This window comes from Ancylobacter lacus (genome assembly GCF_018390635.1).
GTDB classification, from domain to species: Bacteria; Pseudomonadota; Alphaproteobacteria; order Rhizobiales; family Xanthobacteraceae; genus Ancylobacter; species Ancylobacter lacus.
The window spans coordinates 1-22,252 of sequence record NZ_JAHBGE010000034.1 but is presented as its reverse complement, the minus strand read 5'-3'; the positions used below and the strand labels follow the sequence as shown (position 1 = coordinate 22,252).

Annotated in this window: 18 protein-coding genes and 1 other RNA gene; 4 read left to right on the top strand and 15 right to left on the bottom strand. The window is 70.3% G+C overall.

Annotated elements, in window-relative coordinates; genetic code table 11:
* Nucleotides 1-8: 8 nt before the first annotated feature.
* From KHC27_RS06455 to murD, 7 genes are all read right to left on the bottom strand, one after another.
* Nucleotides 9-839: a cell division protein FtsQ/DivIB gene (locus KHC27_RS06455; RefSeq protein ID WP_246519699.1), complete on the bottom strand. Its 831-nt coding sequence runs from the start codon at nt 837-839 to the stop codon at nt 9-11.
* Between the two features lie 98 nt (nt 840-937).
* On the bottom strand, nt 938-1,858 hold the full coding sequence (locus KHC27_RS06450; protein WP_213336493.1) for a D-alanine--D-alanine ligase: 921 nt from the start codon (nt 1,856-1,858) through the stop codon (nt 938-940).
* Between the two features lie 21 nt (nt 1,859-1,879).
* The gene (murB, locus tag KHC27_RS06445) at nt 1,880-2,803 is read right to left on the bottom strand and encodes a UDP-N-acetylmuramate dehydrogenase (protein ID WP_213336490.1); all 924 of its coding nucleotides are present in this window, start codon (nt 2,801-2,803) and stop codon (nt 1,880-1,882) included.
* Nucleotides 2,800-4,197 (bottom strand): UDP-N-acetylmuramate--L-alanine ligase, encoded by a 1,398-nt coding sequence (gene murC / locus KHC27_RS06440; RefSeq protein WP_213336487.1) that lies wholly within the window; start codon nt 4,195-4,197, stop codon nt 2,800-2,802. Before murC ends, murB begins: the two co-directional genes overlap by 4 nt.
* A 135-nt stretch (nt 4,198-4,332) precedes the next feature.
* Nucleotides 4,333-5,448, bottom strand: a complete 1,116-nt coding sequence (gene murG, locus KHC27_RS06435) for an undecaprenyldiphospho-muramoylpentapeptide beta-N-acetylglucosaminyltransferase (protein WP_213336484.1) — start codon at nt 5,446-5,448, stop codon at nt 4,333-4,335.
* 13 nt (nt 5,449-5,461) lie between these two features.
* Nucleotides 5,462-6,673, bottom strand: a complete 1,212-nt coding sequence (ftsW, locus tag KHC27_RS06430; protein ID WP_213336481.1) for a putative lipid II flippase FtsW — start codon at nt 6,671-6,673, stop codon at nt 5,462-5,464.
* Nucleotides 6,674-6,788: 115 nt separating this feature from the next.
* Nucleotides 6,789-8,168 (bottom strand): UDP-N-acetylmuramoyl-L-alanine--D-glutamate ligase, encoded by a 1,380-nt coding sequence (murD, locus tag KHC27_RS06425; protein ID WP_213336478.1) that lies wholly within the window; start codon nt 8,166-8,168, stop codon nt 6,789-6,791.
* Between the two features lie 146 nt (nt 8,169-8,314).
* Here murD and KHC27_RS06420 point away from each other — a divergent pair, with 146 nt between their 5' ends.
* Nucleotides 8,315-9,220 (top strand): MBL fold metallo-hydrolase, encoded by a 906-nt coding sequence (locus KHC27_RS06420; protein ID WP_213336475.1) that lies wholly within the window; start codon nt 8,315-8,317, stop codon nt 9,218-9,220.
* On the opposite strand, the gene mraY is transcribed toward KHC27_RS06420, so the two are convergent.
* From mraY to rsmH, 6 genes are all read right to left on the bottom strand, one after another.
* The gene (gene mraY, locus KHC27_RS06415) at nt 9,207-10,292 is read right to left on the bottom strand and encodes a phospho-N-acetylmuramoyl-pentapeptide-transferase (protein ID WP_213336472.1); all 1,086 of its coding nucleotides are present in this window, start codon (nt 10,290-10,292) and stop codon (nt 9,207-9,209) included. The two genes, KHC27_RS06420 and mraY, sit on opposite strands and share 14 nt — an antisense overlap.
* A 4-nt stretch (nt 10,293-10,296) precedes the next feature.
* Entirely contained in the window at nt 10,297-11,763 is a 1,467-nt protein-coding gene (locus KHC27_RS06410; protein WP_213336469.1) for a UDP-N-acetylmuramoylalanyl-D-glutamyl-2,6-diaminopimelate--D-alanyl-D-alanine ligase, read from the bottom strand.
* Between the two features lie 2 nt (nt 11,764-11,765).
* A complete protein-coding gene (locus KHC27_RS06405; protein WP_213336466.1) occupies nt 11,766-13,259 on the bottom strand; it encodes a UDP-N-acetylmuramoyl-L-alanyl-D-glutamate--2,6-diaminopimelate ligase in 1,494 nt (497 codons plus the stop codon).
* A 124-nt stretch (nt 13,260-13,383) separates the two neighbouring features.
* Nucleotides 13,384-15,207 carry a peptidoglycan D,D-transpeptidase FtsI family protein gene (locus KHC27_RS06400; protein ID WP_213336463.1) on the bottom strand — a complete coding sequence of 608 codons (1,824 nt, stop codon included), beginning with the start codon at nt 15,205-15,207 and terminating at the stop codon, nt 13,384-13,386.
* Between the two features lie 19 nt (nt 15,208-15,226).
* On the bottom strand, nt 15,227-15,805 hold the full coding sequence (gene ftsL / locus KHC27_RS06395) for a cell division protein FtsL (RefSeq protein WP_213336460.1): 579 nt from the start codon (nt 15,803-15,805) through the stop codon (nt 15,227-15,229).
* Between the two features lie 10 nt (nt 15,806-15,815).
* Nucleotides 15,816-16,847 carry a 16S rRNA (cytosine(1402)-N(4))-methyltransferase RsmH gene (gene rsmH, locus KHC27_RS06390; RefSeq protein WP_425514862.1) on the bottom strand — a complete coding sequence of 344 codons (1,032 nt, stop codon included), beginning with the start codon at nt 16,845-16,847 and terminating at the stop codon, nt 15,816-15,818.
* Between the two features lie 357 nt (nt 16,848-17,204).
* Here rsmH and KHC27_RS06385 point away from each other — a divergent pair, with 357 nt between their 5' ends.
* The 3 genes from KHC27_RS06385 (at nt 17,205) to dapB (ending at nt 19,411) form a co-directional block, all read left to right on the top strand.
* The gene (locus KHC27_RS06385; protein WP_213336454.1) at nt 17,205-17,996 is read left to right on the top strand and encodes an N-acetylmuramoyl-L-alanine amidase; all 792 of its coding nucleotides are present in this window, start codon (nt 17,205-17,207) and stop codon (nt 17,994-17,996) included.
* An 85-nt stretch (nt 17,997-18,081) separates the two neighbouring features.
* An RNA gene (rnpB, locus tag KHC27_RS06380) (RNase P RNA component class A) lies at nt 18,082-18,462 on the top strand.
* 139 nt (nt 18,463-18,601) lie between these two features.
* Nucleotides 18,602-19,411, top strand: a complete 810-nt coding sequence (gene dapB / locus KHC27_RS06375; RefSeq protein WP_213336451.1) for a 4-hydroxy-tetrahydrodipicolinate reductase — start codon at nt 18,602-18,604, stop codon at nt 19,409-19,411.
* Nucleotides 19,412-19,466: 55 nt separating this feature from the next.
* Here the strand turns inward: dapB and KHC27_RS06370 are convergent, their stop codons facing one another.
* Entirely contained in the window at nt 19,467-20,540 is a 1,074-nt protein-coding gene (locus KHC27_RS06370; RefSeq protein ID WP_213336448.1) for a D-alanine--D-alanine ligase family protein, read from the bottom strand.
* A gap of 53 nt (nt 20,541-20,593) precedes the next feature.
* On the bottom strand, nt 20,594-21,835 hold the full coding sequence (locus KHC27_RS06365; protein WP_213336445.1) for an extensin-like domain-containing protein: 1,242 nt from the start codon (nt 21,833-21,835) through the stop codon (nt 20,594-20,596).
* Between the last annotated feature and the right edge of the window lie 417 nt (nt 21,836-22,252).

Below are 22,252 nucleotides of genomic sequence, written 5' to 3'. Positions count from 1 at the left end.
GCGGGGCTTCACGTGTTGCCCCCCTTCTTGGCGGCCTTGGCCTTCGCCTTGAGATCGGCCTGCCGCGCCTCGTAGGCGGCGTCCGAGAGTCGGACGGTGACGCGGTCGGCGAGGCGCAAATCCACCACGATGATGTCCCGGGAAAGCAGTGATTTGTCACGATCCAGAACGGCGAGCGACGCCAGGGCGCCGTCGACGCCGGTCTCTGGAAGGCGAACGTCGATTCCGTTGCGAAGTTTAAGGGTCCAGCGGCGATCAGCCACGCGAATCGCTGCCCTTACTTGATCGCGCACGCCGGGAACGAGATCAAGGGCCTCAACGATCTCAACGACATGGGCCTCCGCGCCTTCACCCACCACGATAGGGAGCTTCACGTAGCGCGGGTCGTCGGAATAGGGGGCGATGATGGTGCCGTCGCGGGCGATGACGTTGATTTTCCCGTCTTTCTGCCACAGCGCGTAACCCTCCCGCTCCACCACCTGGATGTCGAGCCGATCGGGATAGAATTTTTGCACCGTCGCGCGCTTGATCCAGGCGAGTTCCTCCAGCCGGGTGCGGGCGGCCTCGGCATCGAGGAAGGGCAGCGATGAGGTCGGCTTGACCCCGGCGGTCGCAAGTATCTCGCCCGGCGTGACGTGGTTCTGCCCGGCCAGATTGACGGTGCGGATCTTGAAACCGGCGACGTTGGCGGCCGCATCGGCGATGTCCCGGCCGGATTCGACCACCGCGGGCACATGGCCGCCGACATGCACGCCATAGGCCGCGGTGGCGCCGTAGAAGGCGGCCAGCAGCCAGATACCCCCGCCATTGGCGAGCCGCGAGCCGGACAGCGCGACCATCAGGCGCTTGGCGCCGATGACGAAGCGGTCTGCGGCGCGCGGTCGCTCCTCGCGCCACGACGTGCTTCTCCCCGCCCCTTCCGGCGCCTGCCGGGGGGTTACCGATCGAGAGAAGCGTCCTCCACCATCCATCTCACAAGCTCGCCGAACGAGAAGCCCGCATGGGCCGCGAGTTCCGGCACAAGCGACGTCTCGGTCATTCCGGGCTGCGTATTGACCTCCAGACAGACCAGGCCGGATTCGTCTCCGGTCCGGTCGTCATAACGGAAGTCCGATCTGCTGATGCCCCGACAGCCGAGCGCGCGGTGCGCCGTGAGGGACAGCATCCGTACCTTTTGGTAAACATTCGGTAAAAGCGGTGCCGGCAGAATGTGGACGGAACCGCCGGGAGCGTATTTTGCTTCGTAGTCGTAGAACCTTAGCTCGGAGCGAATTTCGATGACGCCGAGCGGCTCGTCCCCCATCACCGCGCAGGTCAGCTCCAGCCCCGGTATGTAGCGTTCGGCCAGCAGCCGCTCGCCATGAGGCCAGTCGTCGCGGAAAAGCTCCTGCGGCGGGTGCTCGGCGTCCTCGCGGACGATGAACACCCCGACGGACGAGCCTTCGGCGACGGGTTTCAGCACATAGGGACGCGGCAGCACATGGCCGCGCGCCGCTTCGGCACGCGAGACCACGAGACCCTCCGGCACGGGAATCCCGGCGGCCGCCATCACCACCTTGGCCAGCGCCTTGTCCATGGCGAGGGCGGAGGCCAGCACGCCGGAGTGGGTGTAGGGGATCTGGAGGATCTCCAGCACGCTCTGCACCATGCCGTCCTCCCCGGGTCGGCCGTGCAGCACATTCAGCGCTGCGTCCGGCCGCAGCCGGCCCAGCACCTCGGCGAGGTCGCGGCCGACATCGACCCGCGTCACCCGGTATCCCACGCTCTCCAGCGCCCGGGCGCAGGCGGCCCCGGAGCGCAGGGACACTTCGCGCTCGGCCGACCAGCCGCCCATCAGGACGGCGACATGCTTGGACATGGCATTCTCCACTGCGGCGGTTCAGGAAGCCGGCACGCCGATCCGCTTGATCTCCCATTCCAGCTCGACGCCGGAGGTGGCCTTCACCCGCGCCCGCATCTCTTCGCCGAGACCTTCGATCTCGGCGGCCGTGGCGCCCCCGGTGTTGATCAGGAAGTTGCAGTGCATCTCCGACACCTGGGCGCCTCCCCGTCGCAGGCCACGGCAGCCGGCGGCGTCCACCAGTTGCCACGCCTTGTGGCCGGACGGATTCTTGAACGTCGAGCCGCCGGTCTTCTCCCGGATCGGCTGGGACGCCTCCCGGGCGGCGGTGATGCGGTGCATCTCGGCGAGGATGGCAGCGGGGTCGCCGGGACGACCCTGATAGAGCGCGCTGGTGAAGACGAGGTCCGTCGGGGCTTCGGAATGGCGGTAGGAGAAGCCGAAATCGGCATGCGACAGCACATGCACCCGCCCCTGCCGGTCCACCGCACGCGCCTCCAGCAGCACGTCCCGCGTCTCGCCCTGGTGGGCGCCGGCATTCATCCGCAGCGCCCCGCCGATGCCGCCGGGAATGCCCCGGTAGAAGGCGAGGCCGTCGATGCCGGCCTCGGCGGCCGCCCGCGCGAGCTTCACATCCGGCACCGCCGTGCCCACACGCAGACGACAGCCCTCCTCCACCGCTATGTCCCCGAACCCGCGGCCGAGCCGGATCACCACACCCGGCACGCCGCCGTCGCGGACGATGAGGTTGGAGCCGAGCCCGATCACGGTGACGGGGATGTCCGCCGGCAGGCCCGCGAGGAAATAGGCAAGGTCGGCCTCGTCGGCCGGGGTGAACAGCACCTCGGCCGGTCCACCGACGCGGAACCAGGTGAGTTCCGCCAGCGGTTGGCTGGCGGTCAGGCGGCCGCGCAGCTCCGGCAGCCGCGCGGCAAGATCGGCCGCGAGCTCTCCGCCGCTCACGCCGCCAGCTCCTTGGGCAGCGCGTAGGCCCATTGGGTGATGTTGCCGGCCCCGAGCAGCACGACATAATCGCCCGGCTTCACCAGCCCGCGCACCAGCCCCGCCAGTGCCTCCGGCCCTTGCAGAGCCGTCACCGAGCGATGACCGCGGGCGCGCAACGCCTCGACCAGGTGGTCGCGATCGATGCCGGGGATCGGCGCCTCGCCCGCCGGGTAGACATCGGCCACGATGACATGGTCGGCGTCGTTGAAGCAGGTGGCGAACTGGTCGAACAGCGACTGCAGACGGGTGAAGCGGTGCGGCTGCACGATGGCGACGACCTGTCCCTCGGTCGAGGCCCGCGCCGCCCTCAGCACCGCCGCGATCTCCACCGGGTGGTGGCCGTAATCGTCGAAGACCGACACCCCGTTCCATTCACCCGTCAGGGTAAAGCGGCGCTTCACCCCGCCGAAGCCGGCGAGCGCGGCGCGGATCTGTTCGTCCGGCACACCGAGCTCATGGGCGACCGTGACCGCCGCCACCGCGTTCAGCGCGTTGTGGTGGCCCGGCATGGGCAGCACGAGATCGCGCAGCTCGTGCACCACCGCGCCGTCGCGGTCGCGGAACAGCACGCTGAAGCGGCTGCGGCCGCCGCGCAGATCGATCTCGGTCAGCCGCACATCGGCCTGCGGATTGGCGCCATAGGTGATGACGTGGCGGTCCTGGATATGGCCGACCAGCGCCTGCACCACCGGGTGGTCGGTGCACATGACCGCGAAGCCGTAGAAAGGCAGGTTCTCGACGAAGGCGCGGAAAGCGTCCTTCACGGCGTCGAAGGTCTTGAAGTGGTCGAGATGCTCGGGGTCGATGTTGGTGACGATCGCCACCTCGGCCGGCAGCTTGAGGAAGGTGCCGTCACTCTCATCCGCCTCCACCACCATCCAGGTGCCGCCGCCGAGCCGGGCATTGGTGCCATAGGCGTTGATGATGCCGCCATTGATGACCGTGGGGTCCAGTCCGCCGGCGTCGAGCAGCGTGGCGACCAGCGAGGTCGTGGTGGTCTTGCCATGGGTGCCGGCGATGGCGACGCAGCTCTTGAGCCGCATCAGCTCGGCGAGCATCTCCGCCCGCCGCACCACCGGCAGCCGCTTGGCCCGGGCGGCAACCAGCTCGGGATTGTCGCGGCGGATGGCGGAGGAGACCACCAGGACCTGCGCGCCCTCGATGTTTTCGCCGGCATGGCCAATCAGCACCTTCACCCCGAGCCCGGCGAGGCGCTTGACGTTGGCGTTCTCGGCGACGTCCGAACCCTGCACCTGATAACCGAGATTGTGCAGCACCTCGGCGATGCCGCTCATGCCGATGCCGCCGATTCCGACGAAATGAATGAGACCGAGGGAGAGCGGGAGCTTCATGGGGTCGTCGTCCTTGGCGGTTCGGAGGCAGGCACGGCGAAGGCGGCGCCCGAAAGCGCGGTGGTGACGCAGCGCGCCAGCGGCGCGGAGCAATAGACGACGCCGCAGGCGGCGTCATCCCCGGCCGACCCGGCGCTAAAGGCCGCCCAGCTCGGCGACGAGATCGGCCAGCCGCTCGGCGGCATCGGGCCGGCCAAGCCGCCGTGCTGCCGTGGCCATGGCGAGCAGGGGCTCCGGCGTTGCGGCCACGCGCTCCAGCTCCGCCGCCAGTCGCTCCGGGGTGAAGGTGCTCTGGGGCACCAGCAGCGCCCCGCCGGCATCGGCCAGCGCCCTCGCATTGGCGAGCTGGTCCTGGTCGAGGGCATGGGGCAGCGGCACCAGCAGCGAGGGCCGCCCGATCACGCAGAGTTCCGCCACGGTGGAGGCGCCGGAACGGGCGACGACGAAATCCGCCCGGGCCATGCGGGCCGGCAGATCGGCGAAGAAGGGCGCCAGCTCCGCCCTTACACCGAGTTCGGCATAGGCCGTCTCGACGCGGGCGAGGTCTTCCTGCCGGCATTGCTGGACGATGGAGAGCCGGGCCCGCAGGGCGGGCGCGAGCCGCGCCACCGCCGGCGGGACGATCGCGCTCATGACGCTGGCGCCCTGGCTGCCGCCGAAGACCAGCAGATGGAAGGTCTCGCCCGCCATGGGGGCGAAGGGAACGCCCGTGACCGCCAGCACCGCCGGACGCACGGGATTGCCGGTATGACGCGCCTTGGCGGCAAGCGCCGGCCGGGCCGCGAGAATATCGGGATAGCCGGTGGCGATGGCGGTGACGCGCGGGGCGAGCAGCGCATTGGCCCGCCCCAGCACCGCATTGGCCTCGTGGATGAGGGTCGGCCTGCCCCCGATGACGCCGGCGAGAATGGGAGGCACCGTGGGATAGCCGCCGAAACCGACCACCACCGCCGGCCGCAGACGGCGCATCAGGCCGACGCCCCTCGCAATGCCGGAGCCCAGCGACAGCGCCGTGCGCGCCAGCGCGAGAGGGCTGCGCGAACGCACCGTGTCGGCGGGCAGTATGTGAATCTGCCGCGCCGGGAAATGCCCGGCATAGCGGGCGGCGCGCTCGTCCGTTGCGAGGTCCACCACGATGCCGCGTGCCGAGAGGGCACCGGCCAGCGCCTCCGCCGGGAACAGGTGCCCGCCGGTGCCGCCTGCGGCGAGAAGAACGACCGGGGTCACTCCCGGCTGCGAGGATGCGCTCATGCCCGTGCCCCGCTCATGCCGCCGTGGCCGGAGCCGGCGCCGAGGCCGCCGGCGCCGAGGCCGCCGCCTTGGCCCGGGCGCGGCCGGCGCTGTGGCGCTCCAGCTCCGCCAGCGTGGCGCTGCGCGGCCGCCGGCGCGTCAGCGCGATCAGCATGCCCATACCATAGGCCAGGGAGATCAGCGAGGAGCCGCCATAGGAGACGAAGGGCAGCGTCATGCCCTTCGCCGGCATCAGGTGCAGGTTCACCATCATGTTGATGGCGGATTGCAGCCCGAACAGGATGGCGAGGCCGGAGACCGCGAACCGCACGAAGGGGTCCTCGTCGCGCAGCGCATGGGAGAGCGCGCGCAGCACGATGAAGGCAAACAGCCCCAGCAGCATCAGGCAGAGCAAGGCGCCGAACTCCTCCGCCGCCACGGCGAAGATGAAATCGGTGTGGCCGTCGGGCAGGATGCGCTTGTAGGTGCCCTCGCCCGGCCCCTGGCCCAGCCAGCCGCCATGCAGGAAGCTGTCGGTGGCGACGTCGATCTGGTAGGAGCTGCCGGAATCCGGGTCCATGAAGCGGTCGATGCGCTTCGCCACGTGCGGCACCGTGTGATAGGCGATGAGCAGCCCGACGGCGCCGATGCCGCCCAGCGCGAACACCGCAGCGATGCGCAGCCCCGCCAGGAAGAACAGGCTGCCCCAGACCAGCGAGATGAGGATGGTCTGGCCGAAATCCGGCTGCAGCACCAGCGGGGTAATCACGACGCCGAGCAGCCCGAAGGCGATGAGCTGACCCGGCATCTCCGGCCGCCGAACGCTTTCGGAGAACAGCCACGCCGCGATGATGACGAAGGTCGGCTTCAGGAATTCCGAGGGCTGCACCGTGATGCCGGCGATGTTGAGCCAGCGATGGGCGCCCTTCACCTCGGGGCCGGCAACGAGCGTGGCGAACAGCAGCGACAGGAACACGAAGAACAGCACAAGCGCCAGACGCCGGATGCGCCGGGGCGAGAGGAACGAGGTTCCGATCAGCACGAACAGCGCCGGCAGCAGGAACACCACCTGGCGGTTCACGAAGTGGAACGGATCGGCGATGCCCAGCCGCGCGGCCACCGGCGGGCTCGCCGCCAGCGCCAGCACGATGCCGATGATCATGAGCGCGGCGAGCGCCCCCAGCAGCAGCCGGTCGACGGTCCACCACCATTCGCCGACCACCGTCCGTTCGGCACGCGAGATCATGGACGCCCTTCTCCGCTCGACACCACGCAGCTTCGCCGCAGTATCGGACGGTTAAGGTTGACGCGGCCTTAATGCGCCGGGCAGCCTCCCCGGCTGGGGAAAAGCGGAGGCGGGTTCAGCCCAGCGCCTGGGCCAGAGCGCGGAAGCGGTCGCCGCGGACCTCGAAATTGGGGAACTGGTCGAAGCTCGCGCAGGCGGGAGAGAGCAGCACCACCGCCGGCCCCCCGACCGCGGCCGCGTCACGGGCGGCGGCGGCAACCGCCACCTCGAGCGTGTGGCTCAACTCATGCGGCACGGCCTCGCCGAGGGTGGCGGCGAAGTCATCTGCCGCGACACCGATGAGATAGGCCTTGCGAACCCGGTCGAACCAGGGCGCCAGCGGGGCGATGCCGCCGGCCTTGGGCTTGCCACCGGCGATCCAGAAGATGTTCTCGAAGCTGGACAGCGCCCGCTCCGCCGCATCCGCATTGGTGGCCTTGGAGTCGTTGACGAAGATTACCTCGCCGATCCGCCGGACCTCTTCCATGCGGTGGGCAAGGCCGGGAAAGCTGCGCAGGGCGTGGATGATCACTTCCGGCGCGAGGCCCAGCGCCCGCGCGGCGGCGAAGGCCGCTGCCGCGTTCTGGGCGTTGTGGGTGCCGCGCAACGCGTTGATGCCGGCCAGCGACACCGTCTGCACCCGGATGCCCCGCTCGCTCACCACCAGAAGCCCGTCCTCCAGGAAGATGCCGTCCTCCAGCGGGCGGCGCATCGACAGGCGCACCACATGGGTGCCCGCGGCCTCGATCCGGTCGGCTATGGCGGCGCACCACGCGTCATCGACCCCTACAACCGCCGTGCCCCCGGCCTCGATCCCCGCCACCAGGCGCTCCTTCACCTCGGCGTAGTGCGCCATGGAGCCATGGCGGTCGAGATGGTCGGGCGAGAGGTTGAGCAGGATACCGACAGAGGGGTCGAGCGAAGGGGCGAGGTCGATCTGGTAGGAGGAGCATTCGATGACATGCACCCGCCCCGCCCGTGACGGCTCCAGCGACAGGATCGCCGGCCCGAAATTGCCGCCGATCTGCACATCCCGGCCGCCGACCCGCATGAGATGGGCCAGCAGGGCGGTCGTCGTCGACTTTCCGTTGGTGCCGGTGATGGCGGCGAGCGGCGAGCGGCGCGGCGCCAGCCGCCGCTCGCGGCAGAACAGCTCGATATCGCCGATCACTTCCACACCGGCCGCCTGGGCCAGCCGCACGCTCCAGTGCGGCTCCGGATGGGTGAGCGGTACGCCGGGCGCGAGCACGAGCGCCGCGAGCGACGACCAGTCGAGTCCCCTGAGATCGGCGGTCGGGATTCCCTCCTCCGCAGCCCGCGCGACCGAGGCCGGGGCGTCGTCGAAGGCCGTGACCTGCGCGCCGCCGGCCATCAGCGCCCGCGCGGTGGCAAGGCCGGAGCCGCCGAGTCCGAACAGGGCGACGGAACGGTCTTTCAGGGAAGTCACGGGAATCATGGCGATCAGGTTCCTGCCGGGCGTGCTGCCTTGGCTAACCCATTTTCAGGCGGGGCGGAATGTGGCTTCCGGCGCTTCACGCCGGGCCGGGGCGCTGTATGCTGCCGCGCGGCATCCGGGAAGACGATGGCGGGGCGGTAGGAAACATGGCGAAGATCGAACTCGGCAGCACCCTGCGTGTGCTGGAGCCTTATCCTGGCATCCTCGCCTTCTATGACGGGCGCATTCCCGGCGTGCGCGCCTGGTCGGACGCGCCGAACTGGCTGGATGACGGGGCCTTCGCCCTCGGCTGCGCCTCCTATGCCGTGATCGACGGCGAGGAGGCGCTGGTCTACGACACCCACATCTCTCTTGCTCACGCCACCCTGATCCGGCGGCGGCTGGAGGCGGCGGGCGTTACGCGCATCCGCGTCGTCCTCAGCCACTGGCACGACGACCATGTCGCCGGGAACGAGGTCTTCGCCGATTGCGAGATCATCGCCCACCGCCTGACGCTGGAGGCGCTGCTGGCCAACCGGGCCGCCATCGAGAGCGCCGATCCGCCGATCCGGCCGCTGGTACTGCCCAACCGCACCTTCGAGGGCTCGCTGTCGCTGGAGGTCGGGCGGCTTGCGGTTGAGCTGCACCCGGCGGACATCCACAGCCATGACGGCGTCGTGCTGCTGGTTCCCGCCCACGATCTGCTGCTGGCCGGCGACACGCTGGAGGAGCCGATCACCTATGTCGCCGAGCCGGAGCGGCTCGAGGCCCATCTGGCGGACCTCGCCCGGATGGCGGGCCTGCCGTTCCGTCGCATCCTGCCCAATCACGGCGCCGAGGCGGTCATCGCCGCCGGCGGCTATGGCCGCGAGCTGATCACGGCGACCGAACTCTACGTCCGCCGCCTGCTGCTCTGCCGGGCCGAGCCCGACCTCGCGACCCGCACGCTGCGCGACTTCGCCCCCGACATCTTCGCCCTGCCGGGCATCAGCTATTTCGAGCCGTATGAAGCGGTCCACGCCGGGAATGTGGCGAAGGTGCTGGCCCGTGCCGGCACCGTCAGCGCAGCTTGAGGGTCGACAGGCCGATCAGCGCCAGCACGACGGCGATGATCCAGAACCGGATCACGATCTGCGGCTCGGTCCAGCCGAGCTGCTCGAAATGGTGGTGGATCGGCGCCATCTTGAAGACGCGCTTGCCGGTGAGCTTGAACGAGATCACCTGCACGATGACCGACACCGCCTCAAGCACGAACAGGCCGCCGATGATGGCGAGCACGATCTCATGCTTGGTCGCCACCGCGATGGTGCCGAGAAGGCCGCCCAGCGCCAGCGAACCGGTGTCGCCCATGAAGATCTGCGCCGGCGGGGCGTTGAACCACAGGAAGCCGATGCCCGCACCGATGATGGCGCCACAGATCACCGCGAGTTCGCCCACTCCCGCGACGTAGTGAATCTGGAGATAATCGGCGAACAGCACATTGCCGGAGAGGTAGGAAATCACCCCGAAGCTGCCGGCGGCGACCATGACCGGAACGATGGCGAGGCCGTCGAGCCCATCCGTCAGGTTCACCGCGTTGCCGGCGGAAACGATGACGAAGGCGCCGAAGATGACGAAGAACCAGCCGAGATCGATCACCAGGTCCTTGAACAGCGGGAAGGCGAGCGAGCTCGACAGCGGCGCCCGGCCGGCGTGCATGATCACCACCACCGCGGTGCCGGCGATCAGCGCCTCGATGGCGAGCCGGGTCCGGCCCGACAGGCCGTTATGGGTCTGCTTCGTCACCTTGAGATAGTCGTCGTAGAAGCCGATCAGCCCGAAGCCGATGGTGACGCACAGCACCACCCACACATAGACATTGGCGAGGTTGGCCCACAGCAGCGTCGCGACCATCAGCCCCGAGAAGATCATCAGGCCGCCCATGGTGGGCGTGCCCTTCTTGGTCAGCAGGTGCGACTGCGGCCCGTCGGTGCGGATCGGCTGGCCCTTGCCCTGCTTCAGCCGCAGCAGGGTGATGATCGCCGGCCCGCACAGGAACACGAACAGCAGCGCCGTGATGATGGCGCCGCCGGTGCGGAAGGTGATGTAGCGGAAGACATTGAGGGCCGGCAGGCTCTCGTGGAACTGGGCAAGCCATTGCAGCATCGGTTCAACCTTCCGCGCCCACGCCGCCCTCGGCATGGAACCGTTCGATCAGCGCCTGGGCGAGCGCGCCCATGCGGCTGCCATTGGAGCCCTTCACCATCACCACGTCGTTGCCACGCAGCGCGCTCGCCACCGTCGGCACCAGCGCGGCGGCATCGGCGGCCCAGCCGCCACGCCGGTTGGGCGGCAGCGCCTCGTAGAGCATGCGCATCAGCGGCCCGGCGCAGAACACCAGATCCGCCGCCTCCGCCGCATCGGCGGCGAGGCCGCGGTGCAGGTCCTCCCCCACATCGCCCAGCTCCAGCATATCGCCGAGCACGGCGATGCGGCGGCCGCGCGCCCCGACCGGGGTGTTGCCGAGCACCGCCAGCGCCGCGCGCATCGAAGCGGGATTGGCGTTGTAGCTCTCGTCGATCATCAGGGCGTCGCCACCCTTCACATGCAGAACGGTGCGCACGCCCCGCCGCGGCGGCGGCGCCAGCGCGGCGAGGCCCAGCGCGGCGAGGGCGAGGTCGGCGCCTGCGAGCCTGGCGGCGGCGAGCACCGCCAGCGCGTTCTGCACGATATGGCGGCCCGGCAGGCCGAGCTTGAAGCTCACCGTCTCGCCCAGTATGTCCGCCGTCGCGGCCGAGCCTTCCGGCCGCAGCGCCACGCTCAGCAGCCGGGCCTCGGCGCCCTCGGCCTCGCCGAAGCCGACGACATGGCCGATGCCGGCGGCGCGGGCGGCGCGCTCCAGCCGGCCGAACTGCGGATTGTCGCGGTTGAGCACGGCCGCCCCGCCCGGCTCCACGCCGGTGAAGATCTCGGCCTTGGCATCGGCGATCCCCTCGATGCCCGAGAAATGCGCGATATGCACCGGCTCGATCGTGGTGATGATCGCGATGTGCGGGCGCACCATCGCCGTCAGCGGCGTGATCTCGCCCGCATGGTTCATCCCCAGCTCGAACACGCCGTAGCGGCTTTCCGCCGGCATGCGTGCCAGCGAGAGCGGTACGCCCCAGTGATTGTTGTAGGAAGCGGCAGAGGCATGGGTCGGACCATCCGCCCCGAGCGCCAGCAGCAACGATTCCTTGGTGGTGGTCTTGCCGACCGAGCCGGTCACCGCGACGATGCGCGCGGCCGTGCGGGCACGGGCGGCACGACCCGCCGACTCCAGTGCCGTGAGCACATCCTCAACGACGAGGAGCGACGCATCAGCGGGCAGCCCGGCGGCGATGCGACTCTGGCCGTCGCGGGAGACGACGCAGAGCCCCGCGCCGCGCTCCAGCGCCGCGCCGACGTAATCGTGCCCGTCGGAGCGCTCGCCGGTGATGGCGAAAAAGACATCACCAGCCTTCAGTGTGCGGGTATCGATGGAAACGCCGGACAGAACCTCGGCGCCGTGGCCGGCACGCTCGCCCCCCGTCGCGGCAGCCAGGGCCTCCGGCGTCCACAGCACCGGGCCCGTTCCGCCCCCGTCCGACCTCGCCATTCTCACTCCCTCCCGAGCGCCGCCACCGCGCAGTCGCGGTCGGAGAACGGCAATGTCTGTCCGCCGACGATCTGGCCCGTCTCATGCCCCTTGCCGGCGATCAGCAGCACGTCGCCCTCGGCAAGGAGATCGACGGCGGCGCGGATCGCTTCCGCACGGTCGCCGATGTCCCACGCCCCGGGCGCCGCCGCCAGTATTTCGGCGCGAATTGCGGCGGGATTTTCACTGCGGGGATTATCGTCGGTGACGATCGCGATGTCGGCGTCGCGCACGGCGATCCCGCCCATGATCGGCCGCTTGCCGCGGTCGCGGTCGCCGCCGCAGCCGAAGACGACGATGAGCCGGCCACGCGCATAGGGCCGCAGCGCGGCTAGCGCATTGGCGAGCGCATCCGGCTTGTGGGCGTAGTCCACGAACACCCCCGCGCCGTTGCGGGTGCCGACCAGCTCCAGCCGTCCCGGAACCCCTTCCAGCCGCTCCAGCGCCGCGAAGGTTTCGCCCGCAGGCGTGCCGGTGAGCCGGGCGAGGCCGGCCGCGACCAGTGCGTTCGCGGCCTGGAACGCGCCCACCAGCGGCAGCCGAAGGACATGGCGGCGCCCCTCGTGCTCCACCACGAGGCGCTGGCCAAGGCCGTCATCGGCGCGCTCGAGCAGCGCGATTCCCGCCCCGGTCGTGCCGATGCCGAGCACGGCAAGCCCGTGATCGGCGGCGACGTCGGCGACATGGCCGCCTTCGGCCGTGTCGACCCAGACAGCCGCGCCGCCCCCGCGCGGCACCAGATCGCGGAACAGACGCAGCTTGGCGGCGAGATAGGCTTCCATCGTGGGGTGGTAGTCGAGATGGTCGCGCGAGAGATTGGTGAAGGCCGCCGCCGCAATCCGCACCCCGTCGAGGCGGTGCTGGTCGAGGCCATGCGAGGACGCCTCCACGCACAGATGGTCAACACCTTCGCCGGCGAGCCGGTCCAGCGTGCGGTGCAGAGCAATCGGATCGGGCGTCGTCAGCGACCCGTACACCGCCCCGGAGGGTGCCACCACACCGAGGGTGCCGAGGCTGGCGCTGGCATGGCCAGCCCTCTGCCAGATCTGCCGGACGAAGGCGGCCACCGACGTCTTGCCCGAGGTTCCGGTGACAGCGGCGATGACGCGGGGCTGACGCGGAAAGGCCCGGGACGCCGCCAGCGCCACGGCGCGGCGGGCATTGCCGACCCGGACGAAGCCGATGGCAGGATCGAGCCCTGCCGGTCTCCCGCCCTCGGCCACGACCGCCACCGCCCCGCGCGCGACCGCATCGCCGATGAAGCGGGAACCGTCGAGCTTTTCCCCCGAAAGGGCGAAGAAGACGTCGCCCGGCGCCACGACACGGCTGTCCAGCGCCGGTGCCCGCACCGCGCGCATCGGGTCGGCACCGGCATAGTCGGCATCCTCACCGACCAGATCGGCGAGCGTGCGCTCGGCGCCCGTTGCGGCCGCTGTCCCGCCGGCTACCTCGGCCATGACCTCTCCCCCCATTGCCGACCGGGGTGCCAGCGCCCGCGAGGGGTGGAGGCAACCGGCGAAGCCTGCGCACTGTCGACATCGCGGACGCCGGCCCGGCGCACGCGGAACCGGCGCCGAATCGCTACTGGACCTGCGCCACCTTGTAGCCGCTCAGCAGGCTGTCAACCGGCGGCACCGTGCTGCGCGGCATCTCGCCAAGCAGGGGCGCGATCCGGCTGATGATCTTGCCGGTGGTGGGCGAGGCGTTCCACCCGGAGGTGGCGAAGCCATAGGTGCCCGGCACCGCCTGCGGCTCGTCCAGGATGACCAGAACCAGATAATGCGGGTCGTCCATCGGGAAGACGCCGGTGAAGGTGGTCAATAGCCGGGTCTTGGAATAGCGGCCGTTGATGACCTTTTCCGCCGTGCCGGTCTTGCCGCCGGGATAATAGGGTCCGGCGATCTCGTTCATCTTGCTGGCCGAGCCCTTCTCGGCATTGACCCGCAGGAGATAGCGCATCTTGGCGCTGGTCTCCGGCTTGATGACGCGCTGGGCGAGCTCCTGCGCCTCCTCGGGGGTGCGCTTCATGAAGGTCGGCGGAATGAGCCAGCCACCGTTCACCAGTGCGTTCACCGCCATCACCGCCTGAAGCGGCGCCACCGCGAGGCCATGGCCGAAGGCGATCGTGGCGGTGTTCAGCTCGCCCCAGTTACGCGGAACGATGGGTGCGGCGCTCTCCGGCAGCTCCGTGCGCAGCCGGTCGAGCTGGCCCATCTTCTTGAGGAACGCCTTGTGGGCGTCCACGCCGCACATCAGCGCCATGCGGGCGGTGCCGATGTTGGAGGAATAGGTGAACACCTCCGGCACGCTGAGCGCCCGGTTCTGGGCGTGGTAGTCGTGGATCTTGAACCGGCCGAAGGTCAGCGCGCCGCGGGCGTCGATCGAGCTGTTCAGGGTGATCTTGCCGCTGTCCAGCGCCATGGCGAAGGTGAGCGCCTTGAAGGTCGAGCCCATCTCGAACACGCCGGTGGTCAGGCGGTTCAGGTTCTTCGGGTCGAGTGCCATGGCCGGCTGATTGGCGTCGAAGTCCGGCAGCGAAACCATGGCGAGGATCTCTCCGGTCCGCACGTCGACCACGGTGCCGGCGGCGGCGATCGCCTTGAACTTCTCCTTCGCCTCCGACAGTTCGTCACGCATGACGTGCTGGACCCGCAGGTCGAGCGCGAGCTGCACCGGCTGCTGCTGGCGGTCGGTGGCGAAGCCGGCGAGGTGCAGCTCGGCGAGCCCGCGGCTGTCGACCCATTTCTCGATGCCGGCGATGCCCTGATTGTCGATGTTGGTCGTGCCCAGCACATGGCCGGCGAGGCTGTTGCCGGGGTAGACGCGCCGGTTCTCGGTCATGAAACCGATGCCCGGCAGGCCGAGGCGGTGGACCTCCTGCTGCTGCTGCGGGGTGATCTCACGCTTCAGCCAGACAAAGCCACGCTTGGAACCGAGACGGTCGCGCAGCTCGCGGGCATCGAGATCCGGCAATACCGCGGTCAGCGCTTCCACCGCCTCGTCGACGTCGATCAGCCGGTTCGGCTCGGCATAGAGCGAAGCGGTCTTCACGTCGGTTGCCAGCGCCAGACCGTTACGATCGACGATGTCCGGCCGGGCCGAGGCCACCGCGTCCGAGTTCACCATGCGGCGCCCGAGCTGGCTGTCCGATGCCGAGGCGAACACCGCAAGCCGGCCGGCGATGACCACATACACCGTTCCGAACACCAGCATGCACACCACGATGCGGGCGCGAGCCACCGCGTTGGCGTCGGGCCGGCCCCGGTTCGAGGCGTTGCGGAGCGTCTCGCGAAGGCCGGTCCAGAGGCGGCGCGGCAGGGCGAGCAACCAGCGCCCGGCGGCACCGGGCGCCCGGGCGATGCGGGTGCCGAGGCTCGACAGGCGGGTGTGCAGGGCGCTGAACATCACGAAACTCCCGACAGTCTCACTCGCCCACGCTGCCGGGCGGCAGCAGGGGCACGGCAGAGGTCACCGGCGCGGTCATCAGGGGACCGGCGGCAGGGGCGGGCATGCGGCCGATCCCGCCCGGCGCCATCACGCCAGCCGGGGGAACCGCGGAAAGCGGGAGAGGTGCCCGCACGGCGCCGGTGCTCGCCGGACGCGCCGCGACCGGCTTTTCCGCCGGCTTCTCGGCAGGCCGGTCGCCGCCCTTCGGCAGCGCGCTGGTGACGATCGGGCCGTCCACCAGCGCCTCGATCATGCCGCCAAGGGCGTCGCCATTGGCTTCGGCCTTGGCGGGAAGCTTGTCGAGCGTGTCGAGGTGGTCGACGTCGAGCGGCTGCATGTCGAGGTGATGTTCGGCCAGCGACTGGATGCGTTCCGGCGAGGTGCGCCGCGCCCATTCGGCGTTGAGGATCGCGATGCGGTCGCGCTCGGCGCGGATGTCGTCGCGCAGCTTGGCGATCTTCTGTGCCTCGAAGGCGGAGGAATACTTCACCTGGTAGACCGCGCCGGCGGCGGCGAGCAAAGCGAGGACGGAGACGACGTTCAGAATGCGGAACATGGCGCAGACCTCACCGCCGGGCGTCGGGATCGGGAAGCGGCGGCAACAGCCCGGCGAGATCGGCGAGATCGCGCGCCGGGGCGTCGAGCCGCTCGGCCGCGCGCAGCTTGGCGGAGCGGGCGCGCGGATTGGCGGCGGTCTCTTCCGCGCTCGGCTCCACAGCCCCCTTGGCGACGAGCCGGAAGCTTGGCGGCGCCTGGCGCAGCTCGGGCAGATGCCGCGAGCCGGCGGCGGGACGCGCCCGCGCATTAAGGAAGCTCTTGACGATCCGATCCTCGAGCGAATGGAAGGTGACGACCACGAGCCTGCCGCCGGGCTTCAGCACGCGCTCGGCGGCGCCCAGCGCGCGGGCGAGCTGGCCGAGCTCGTCGTTCACCGCAATGCGCAGCGCCTGGAAGGTGCGGGTGGCCGGGTGGGGCTCGTGCGGCTTCGCCCACACCACGCCGGCAACGATCTCGGCAAGCTGCAGCGTGCGCTCGATCGGCACGCTCGCCCGCGCCTTGACAATGGCCCGGGCAATGGCACGGGAATGGCGTTCCTCGCCGAAGCGGAAGATCAGGTTGGCGAGCTCGGTTTCGGAAAGCTGCGCCACGAGATCCGCCGCGGAGACACCGGAACCGGACATGCGCATGTCGAGCGGCCCGTCGCGGCGGAAGGAAAAGCCGCGCGCGCCCTCGTCGATCTGCATCGAGGAGACGCCGATGTCGAGCACCACGCCGTCCACCGCCGCGGCACCCTGGGCGGCGGCGACCGCATCGAGATTGCCGAACTCGTCTTCCACCACGACGAGCCGGCCGGGATGGGCCAGAACCAGCGCGGCCGAACCGGCGATCGCGGTGGGGTCGCGGTCGATCGCGATCACCCGGCAATCGGCCGCCGCGAGCAGGGCCCGGGTGTAGCCGCCGGCGCCGAAGGTGCCGTCGACATAGGTGCCGGCATCCTTCGGCCCGAGATGGGCGACGACTTCGCGCAGCATCACCGGCAGATGACGCGCCGGCTCGCCGGCGGGATCGGCCTCCAGATCACCGCGACCCGCCATCATGCCTCCTTCTCGCGGAACTCCCGCGTCACCCCATGGTCGCGAAGCGCCTGCCGGCGGGCGCGCGCCGTGGCCACGGCGTTCGCCAGACAGGCCCGGTGTCCCGGCCGTGACGCGCTCCACGCCCGAGCGCGCCATAAGGCACCCTTCCCAGCGTCGATCGAGCTCATGAGGCGGGATGATCTGCGGTGACATGGGCCTGCTTAGGCGTCAATGGAACGGCGGGGACAAGGCCACGACGCGCCGCCGCGATTCCCTCGCCCACGGCGGATTAACGCTCTCTGAACCTTAAGATTCGGTTGAACCCGGGCGCGCGGGGGTTTAGCTGCCGGGCGCAAACCCGTGCAGGCGGCCTCCCGAATGACCCTTGACGATGCCGGCTCCAAGCCGGATTCACCTCTCGCCACCGAATGGCGCGCCTCCCCCAACCATGGCCCGCGCCAGGGTGTCGACCGGCCGGACCTGCTGCTGCTGCACTACACCGGCATGGCCTCGACCGACGAGGCGATCGAGTGGTTGTGCGATCCCGCCCGTGGCGTCTCCGCGCATTATGTGGTGCGGGAAGACGGCCGCATCCTCCAGCTCGTCGCGGAATCCCGCCGGGCGTGGCATGCCGGGGTTTCGAGCTGGGCGGGGGTGCAGGACATCAATTCGCGCTCTATCGGCATCGAAATCGCCAATCCCGGGCATGATCACGGCTATCCCGCCTTTCCCGAGGTCCAGATCGCGGCGGTGATCGCCCTGTGCCGGGACATCGTCGCCCGCCATGCCATCGCCCCGGCGCGAGTACTCGCCCATTCCGATGTCGCGCCGCTGCGCAAGAGCGACCCCGGCGAGAAATTCCCATGGGACGCCCTGCACCGCGCCGGAATCGGCCATCTGGTCGCGGAGGAACCGCCCACGGATGGGCGCTACTTCATGCGCGGCGAACACGGCCAGCCGATCGAGGCGCTGCAGGCCATGCTGGCCTATTACGGCTATGACGTACCGGTGAATGGCAGCTTCTGCGCCCACACGGAGGCGGTGGTCACGGCCTTCCAGCGGCATTTCCGCCGGTCGCGGGTGGACGGGATCGCCGATGTCTCGACCCTCGCCACGCTCTACCGGCTCTGCGCCAGCCGCACCGGCAGCGCGCCGCCGGATGGGGCGTGAGGGAGCGCCGCCCTCCCTCGGCGGCCCGGCTTCCCGGCCGCCTATGGGGTTGACGGAACCCTCCAACTCGCCCATTGCTCCCGCGCCAGCCGGCCGGACGGCCGCGTCGTCCGCAAGGGCGCCGAGGAAAGTCCGGGCTCCACGGGGACACGGTGCCGGATAACGTCCGGCGGGGGCGACCCCAGGGAAAGTGCCACAGAAATCAGACCGCCGCGGGTGCGCCCGCGGCAAGGGTGAAACGGTGCGGTAAGAGCGCACCGCGCGTCCGGCAACGGAAGCGGCAGGGCAAACCCCACCGGGAGCAAAGTCGTATAGGGGTGGCGCGAGGCTTCGCCTCAGGTCCCGTCTCCGGACAGCCGCCCGGGTTGACTGCTCGAGGCGCCGGGTAACCGGCGTCCCAGAGGAATGGCCGTCACGCGGGAGCGATCCCGCCATACAGAACCCGGCTTACAGGCCGGCTGGCACCCGACCTTCAACGCCTGCCGGCGCCGGCATCCGCCGGAGCCCGCGGCGCTGCCGCGCGAGCCGAGGGGATTGACCGATCGGACGGATTCAATCCGATCGGATCGCCCTCTAGACTGCGCGTCTCGCCAAGGGAGTCGTCCATGACCATCCGCATTCTTCTCTCCGGCGTCACCGGCTGGACCGGCAGCGCCCTTGCCCACGGCATCCTTGCCGCCCCCGATCTCGAACTGGCGGTGGCGGTGTCCCGCAGCGCCGCGGGGCGCGACCTCGGCGAGGTGCTGGGGGTGGCGCCGAACGGCATTCCGGTCGTCGCCACCCTCGCCGAGGCGCTCGCCGTGCCGTCGGACGTGGTGATCGACTACACCCGGCCGCATCTGGTGAAGGACCATGTCTTCGCCGCGATCGACGCCGGCCGCCACGTGGTCGTCGGCACGTCCGGCCTCGGCGCGCAGGATTATGACGAGATCGACGCCCGGGCCCGGGAGAAGGCCGTGGGCGTCCACGCCGCCGGCAATTATTCCATCACCGCCACGCTGATGAAGCGCTTCACGCTCGAGGCGGCCAAATATGTCGATGACGTCGAGGTCATCGACTACGCCTATCAGGGCAAGCCGGATGCCCCCTCCGGCTCGGGACGCGAACTGGCGGAAGCGCTCTCCGCGGTTCGCCGCCCGGCGACCAGCGTGCCGGTCGACCAGGTGACCGGTCTTCGCGAATGCCGCGGCGGCGCGATCGGCGAGGGTCCGCGCGAGGTCCGCATCCATTCGGTGCGGATGCCCTCCTTCGTCTTCTCCATCGAATCGATCCTCGGCGCGCCGGACGAACGGCTGCAGATTCGCCACGACGCCGGCAGCTCCGCCCGGCCCTATGTGGCGGGAACGCTGCTGGCGGCCCGCAAGGTCTCGGGCTGGACCGGCGTGAAGCGCGGCCTCGACAGCGTGCTGGACTGAACCACCCTGAACCCGGTGGCGCGGCGCCCTGAGCCCTCGCGCGCCCGCGCCGGACCTAACCCTCGCGCGCCGCCCGCGCCAGCGCGTGGGCGACGAGGCGGTCGAGAAGCTCGGCATAGCCGACGCCGCTGGCGGCCATCGCCTTGGAATACATGCTGATGTCGGTGAAGCCGGGGATGGTGTTCAGCTCGTTGACGAGGATGCGCTCGGGCGTGACGAAGAAGTCCACCCGGGCCATGCCGTCGCAGCCGACCGCACGGAAGGCCGCCGCCGCCATGGCCCGGATGTCGCTTTCCAGCGCCGGCGGCAGCTCCGCCGGCACCTTCAGTGCGGCACCGTCGGCATCGATGTATTTGGCCTCATAGGTGTAGAAGCCATGGCTCTCGGCCGGCACGATCTCGCCCGGGCGGGAGACGAGGAGGCTGCCCTCCGGGTCTTCCAGCACGCTGCATTCGATCTCGCGCCCCGGAACGAACTCTTCGGCCAGCAGCTTGCGATCGTGGCGGAAGCCCTCGGCCAGCGCGGCGGCATAGGTCGCCTCGCCCGTCACCTTGCTGACCCCCACGGACGAGCCCTGCCGGGCCGGCTTGATGAACACCGGCTGCCCCAGCGTCGCCTGAAGCTCCGCGAGCGAAGGGGTCGCGCCGGGGTGAAGGGTGACGGCCCGCGCGACGGGAAGCCCCGCCTGCGCCAGCAGCCGCTTCGCCACGTCCTTGTCCAGCGCCGTGGCCGAACCGAGAATGCCGCAGCCGACCAGCGGCACGCGGGCGACCTGCGCCAGTCCCTGCACCGCGCCATCCTCGCCGTGAAGCCCGTGCAGCACCGGGAACAGCAGGTCTATTTTCGGCCGCTCGCAGGGCGCCCCGCCCGGGGGAAGGGCGATCAGGCGGCCCCCGCCGCCGGGCAGCAGGCAGAGTTCGGTCTCTTCCGGCGGCAGCGACAGGGCGCCGGCGACAAAGCTGGCTTCCAGCCAGCGCCCGTCCCGCGCGACGAACACCGGCACGACGTCGTAGCGCCCGGGATCGAGCCCGCGCACCACATTGGTGGCGGACAGCACGGAGACATCGTGCTCGGCGGAGCGGCCGCCGAACAGGACCGCGATACGATGTCTCTCGGGGGCGGGGTTCATGGGCCGGGCATCCGCTAACGGGTCTGGAGAAAAGGCTGGAGTGCCGGGGACGGTCAATCCTCGCCGGCAACGGCTTCCGGCGGCTGGATCGGGGCGATGAAGCTGAACGGCTTGCGGGCCGGCGAGGCGGGCGCCTCCTCGGCATAGCCGCGGGCGGCGCCCGCCACCGAGCCCGTCGCGAGAGGGTCGGCGCCACGGTTGCGCACCATCGGGACGCCGGCCGGCGGCAGTGGCACGCCGTTCGGCGCGGGTCGGGAGGCCGGCGCGGGGGCCTGTTCCGGCGGGCGATAGCCCGTGGGATAGCCGGGATAGGTCGGCTGGGCCGGCCGCGCCTGCGCGGCAGCCGGGGGATAGGCCGGCTGGCCATAGGCGGGTTGGCCGGAGGCAGGCTGGGGCGACTGGTAGTTGGGATCGACACCGTGATTCCCCTCCGCCTCGCCGTCGCCGTCGGAAGGGGAGAGCTCGATCGGCGCGCCCACCGCCGGGGCACCGTAGGCCGGCGATGTGCCCATGCTCGCCGAGGCCGGCACCGGGGCGGGCGCGGCCCCGCCGGCCATGCCGGCGCCCGGCACGCCGCCCGCCGACAGTGGCGCTCCCCACTGCGGCGGGGGATTGGGCTGAGGCGGCATGATGGCGGTGGGCTTGCAGATGTTGCGCCCGCCCAGATGGCGCATCAGATCCACATGGATATGGTCGTAATGATAGATGTTGGAGCCGGGCGCCAGCACGGTGGCGAAGCGCTCGCAGGCGGTGGCCTGCACGGTGCGCAGGAAGCCCTGCTCGTCGCGCGCGCCCTTCCAGCCGGTCTTCACCGAGATCTCCCGGCCGTCCGCCAGCACGAAGCCGCCGATATCGAGTGCATTGCCAAAGGCATGCTCGGAAATCTTGCCGGTCGCCGCGCCGTTCATGTTGCGGCAGGAATAGGAGGACATCTGCTTCACCCGCACCACGGGCTGCCCGAACCAGGCGATGGCGGCGGGCTGCACCGCCTGCGTCAGCCACTGGTCCACCGCCGAGGTGACCGGGCAGGCGAGGGTCGCGGTGGGGGTTATCGCGACGCGGCCGTCCTCGAGGCCGGACACCTTGAAGGGGTGATCCATGCCGCAGGTGCCAGCCCCGTTGATCTCCCGGACCGGAGTGGTGTAGGCGGAGGGCCGCACGAGACCCTCCGCCAGACACCGTTCCTCAGCTTCCGAGCGCCAGGCTTCACGCTGGTCGAACAGCGAGAACCGGCAGGCGGAGAGGCCCAGAAGGACGAGCGGGGCTACGAGAAACCAGGAAACGCCGCGCGTCATGGCCACAGAATGCCGGCGTTTGGTTGACACCGGGTTAATGCGCCGCCACCCGTTCGCGGTGCTATCGCTTTAGAATGTCTTAACTATTGGCCCGCCCCGGCGAACCGGCGCGAGAGCGCGAGGGCGGGAGACACCGCTCGGCTCTCATGGGGATGCGTGGGTGCGCGAGGGGCGCCCGATCCCGCCGCCGGTGCCCGCGCGCGCCGGGTCGGGCGCCCTTCCGGGCGGCGAAACCACCGGTGTCGCAGCCGCTTCTTGATGGCGGGCACGCCGTCCCGCGCGATGCCAGCACCCGCCGCGGTCCTCCCCGGCGCACCTCCCGCCGCCCGCCCGGCGGCCCCGCATAGCGGGGTGGACGGAGTGGATGATCGGTGCGGTGAGGTGGAGGATGAGGCCGATCACTCCCGCCGATCCCGA

Bases quoted from the DNA above. Each gene is read 5' to 3' on its own strand.
- mraY (WP_213336472.1), bottom strand. From the start codon at position 10,292: ATGCTGCAATGGCTTGCCCAGTTCCACGAGAGCCTGCCGGCCCTCAAT.
- KHC27_RS06420 (WP_213336475.1), top strand. From the start codon at position 8,315: ATGGCGAAGATCGAACTCGGCAGCACCCTGCGTGTGCTGGAGCCTTAT.
- KHC27_RS06410 (WP_213336469.1), bottom strand. From the start codon at position 11,763: ATGGCGAGGTCGGACGGGGGCGGAACGGGCCCGGTGCTGTGGACGCCG.
- KHC27_RS06370 (WP_213336448.1), bottom strand. From the start codon at position 20,540: ATGAACCCCGCCCCCGAGAGACATCGTATCGCGGTCCTGTTCGGCGGC.
- ftsL (WP_213336460.1), bottom strand. From the start codon at position 15,805: ATGTTCCGCATTCTGAACGTCGTCTCCGTCCTCGCTTTGCTCGCCGCC.
- murC (WP_213336487.1), bottom strand. From the start codon at position 4,197: ATGAAGCTCCCGCTCTCCCTCGGTCTCATTCATTTCGTCGGAATCGGC.
- KHC27_RS06400 (WP_213336463.1), bottom strand. From the start codon at position 15,207: ATGTTCAGCGCCCTGCACACCCGCCTGTCGAGCCTCGGCACCCGCATC.
- murD (WP_213336478.1), bottom strand. From the start codon at position 8,168: ATGATTCCCGTGACTTCCCTGAAAGACCGTTCCGTCGCCCTGTTCGGA.
- KHC27_RS06405 (WP_213336466.1), bottom strand. From the start codon at position 13,259: ATGGCCGAGGTAGCCGGCGGGACAGCGGCCGCAACGGGCGCCGAGCGC.
- murG (WP_213336484.1), bottom strand. From the start codon at position 5,448: ATGAGCGCATCCTCGCAGCCGGGAGTGACCCCGGTCGTTCTTCTCGCC.
- KHC27_RS06385 (WP_213336454.1), top strand. From the start codon at position 17,205: ATGACCCTTGACGATGCCGGCTCCAAGCCGGATTCACCTCTCGCCACC.
- ftsW (WP_213336481.1), bottom strand. From the start codon at position 6,673: ATGATCTCGCGTGCCGAACGGACGGTGGTCGGCGAATGGTGGTGGACC.
- KHC27_RS06450 (WP_213336493.1), bottom strand. From the start codon at position 1,858: ATGTCCAAGCATGTCGCCGTCCTGATGGGCGGCTGGTCGGCCGAGCGC.
- dapB (WP_213336451.1), top strand. From the start codon at position 18,602: ATGACCATCCGCATTCTTCTCTCCGGCGTCACCGGCTGGACCGGCAGC.
- KHC27_RS06365 (WP_213336445.1), bottom strand. From the start codon at position 21,835: ATGACGCGCGGCGTTTCCTGGTTTCTCGTAGCCCCGCTCGTCCTTCTG.
- rsmH (WP_425514862.1), bottom strand. From the start codon at position 16,847: ATGATGGCGGGTCGCGGTGATCTGGAGGCCGATCCCGCCGGCGAGCCG.
- KHC27_RS06455 (WP_246519699.1), bottom strand. From the start codon at position 839: ATGGTCGCGCTGTCCGGCTCGCGGCTCGCCAATGGCGGGGGTATCTGG.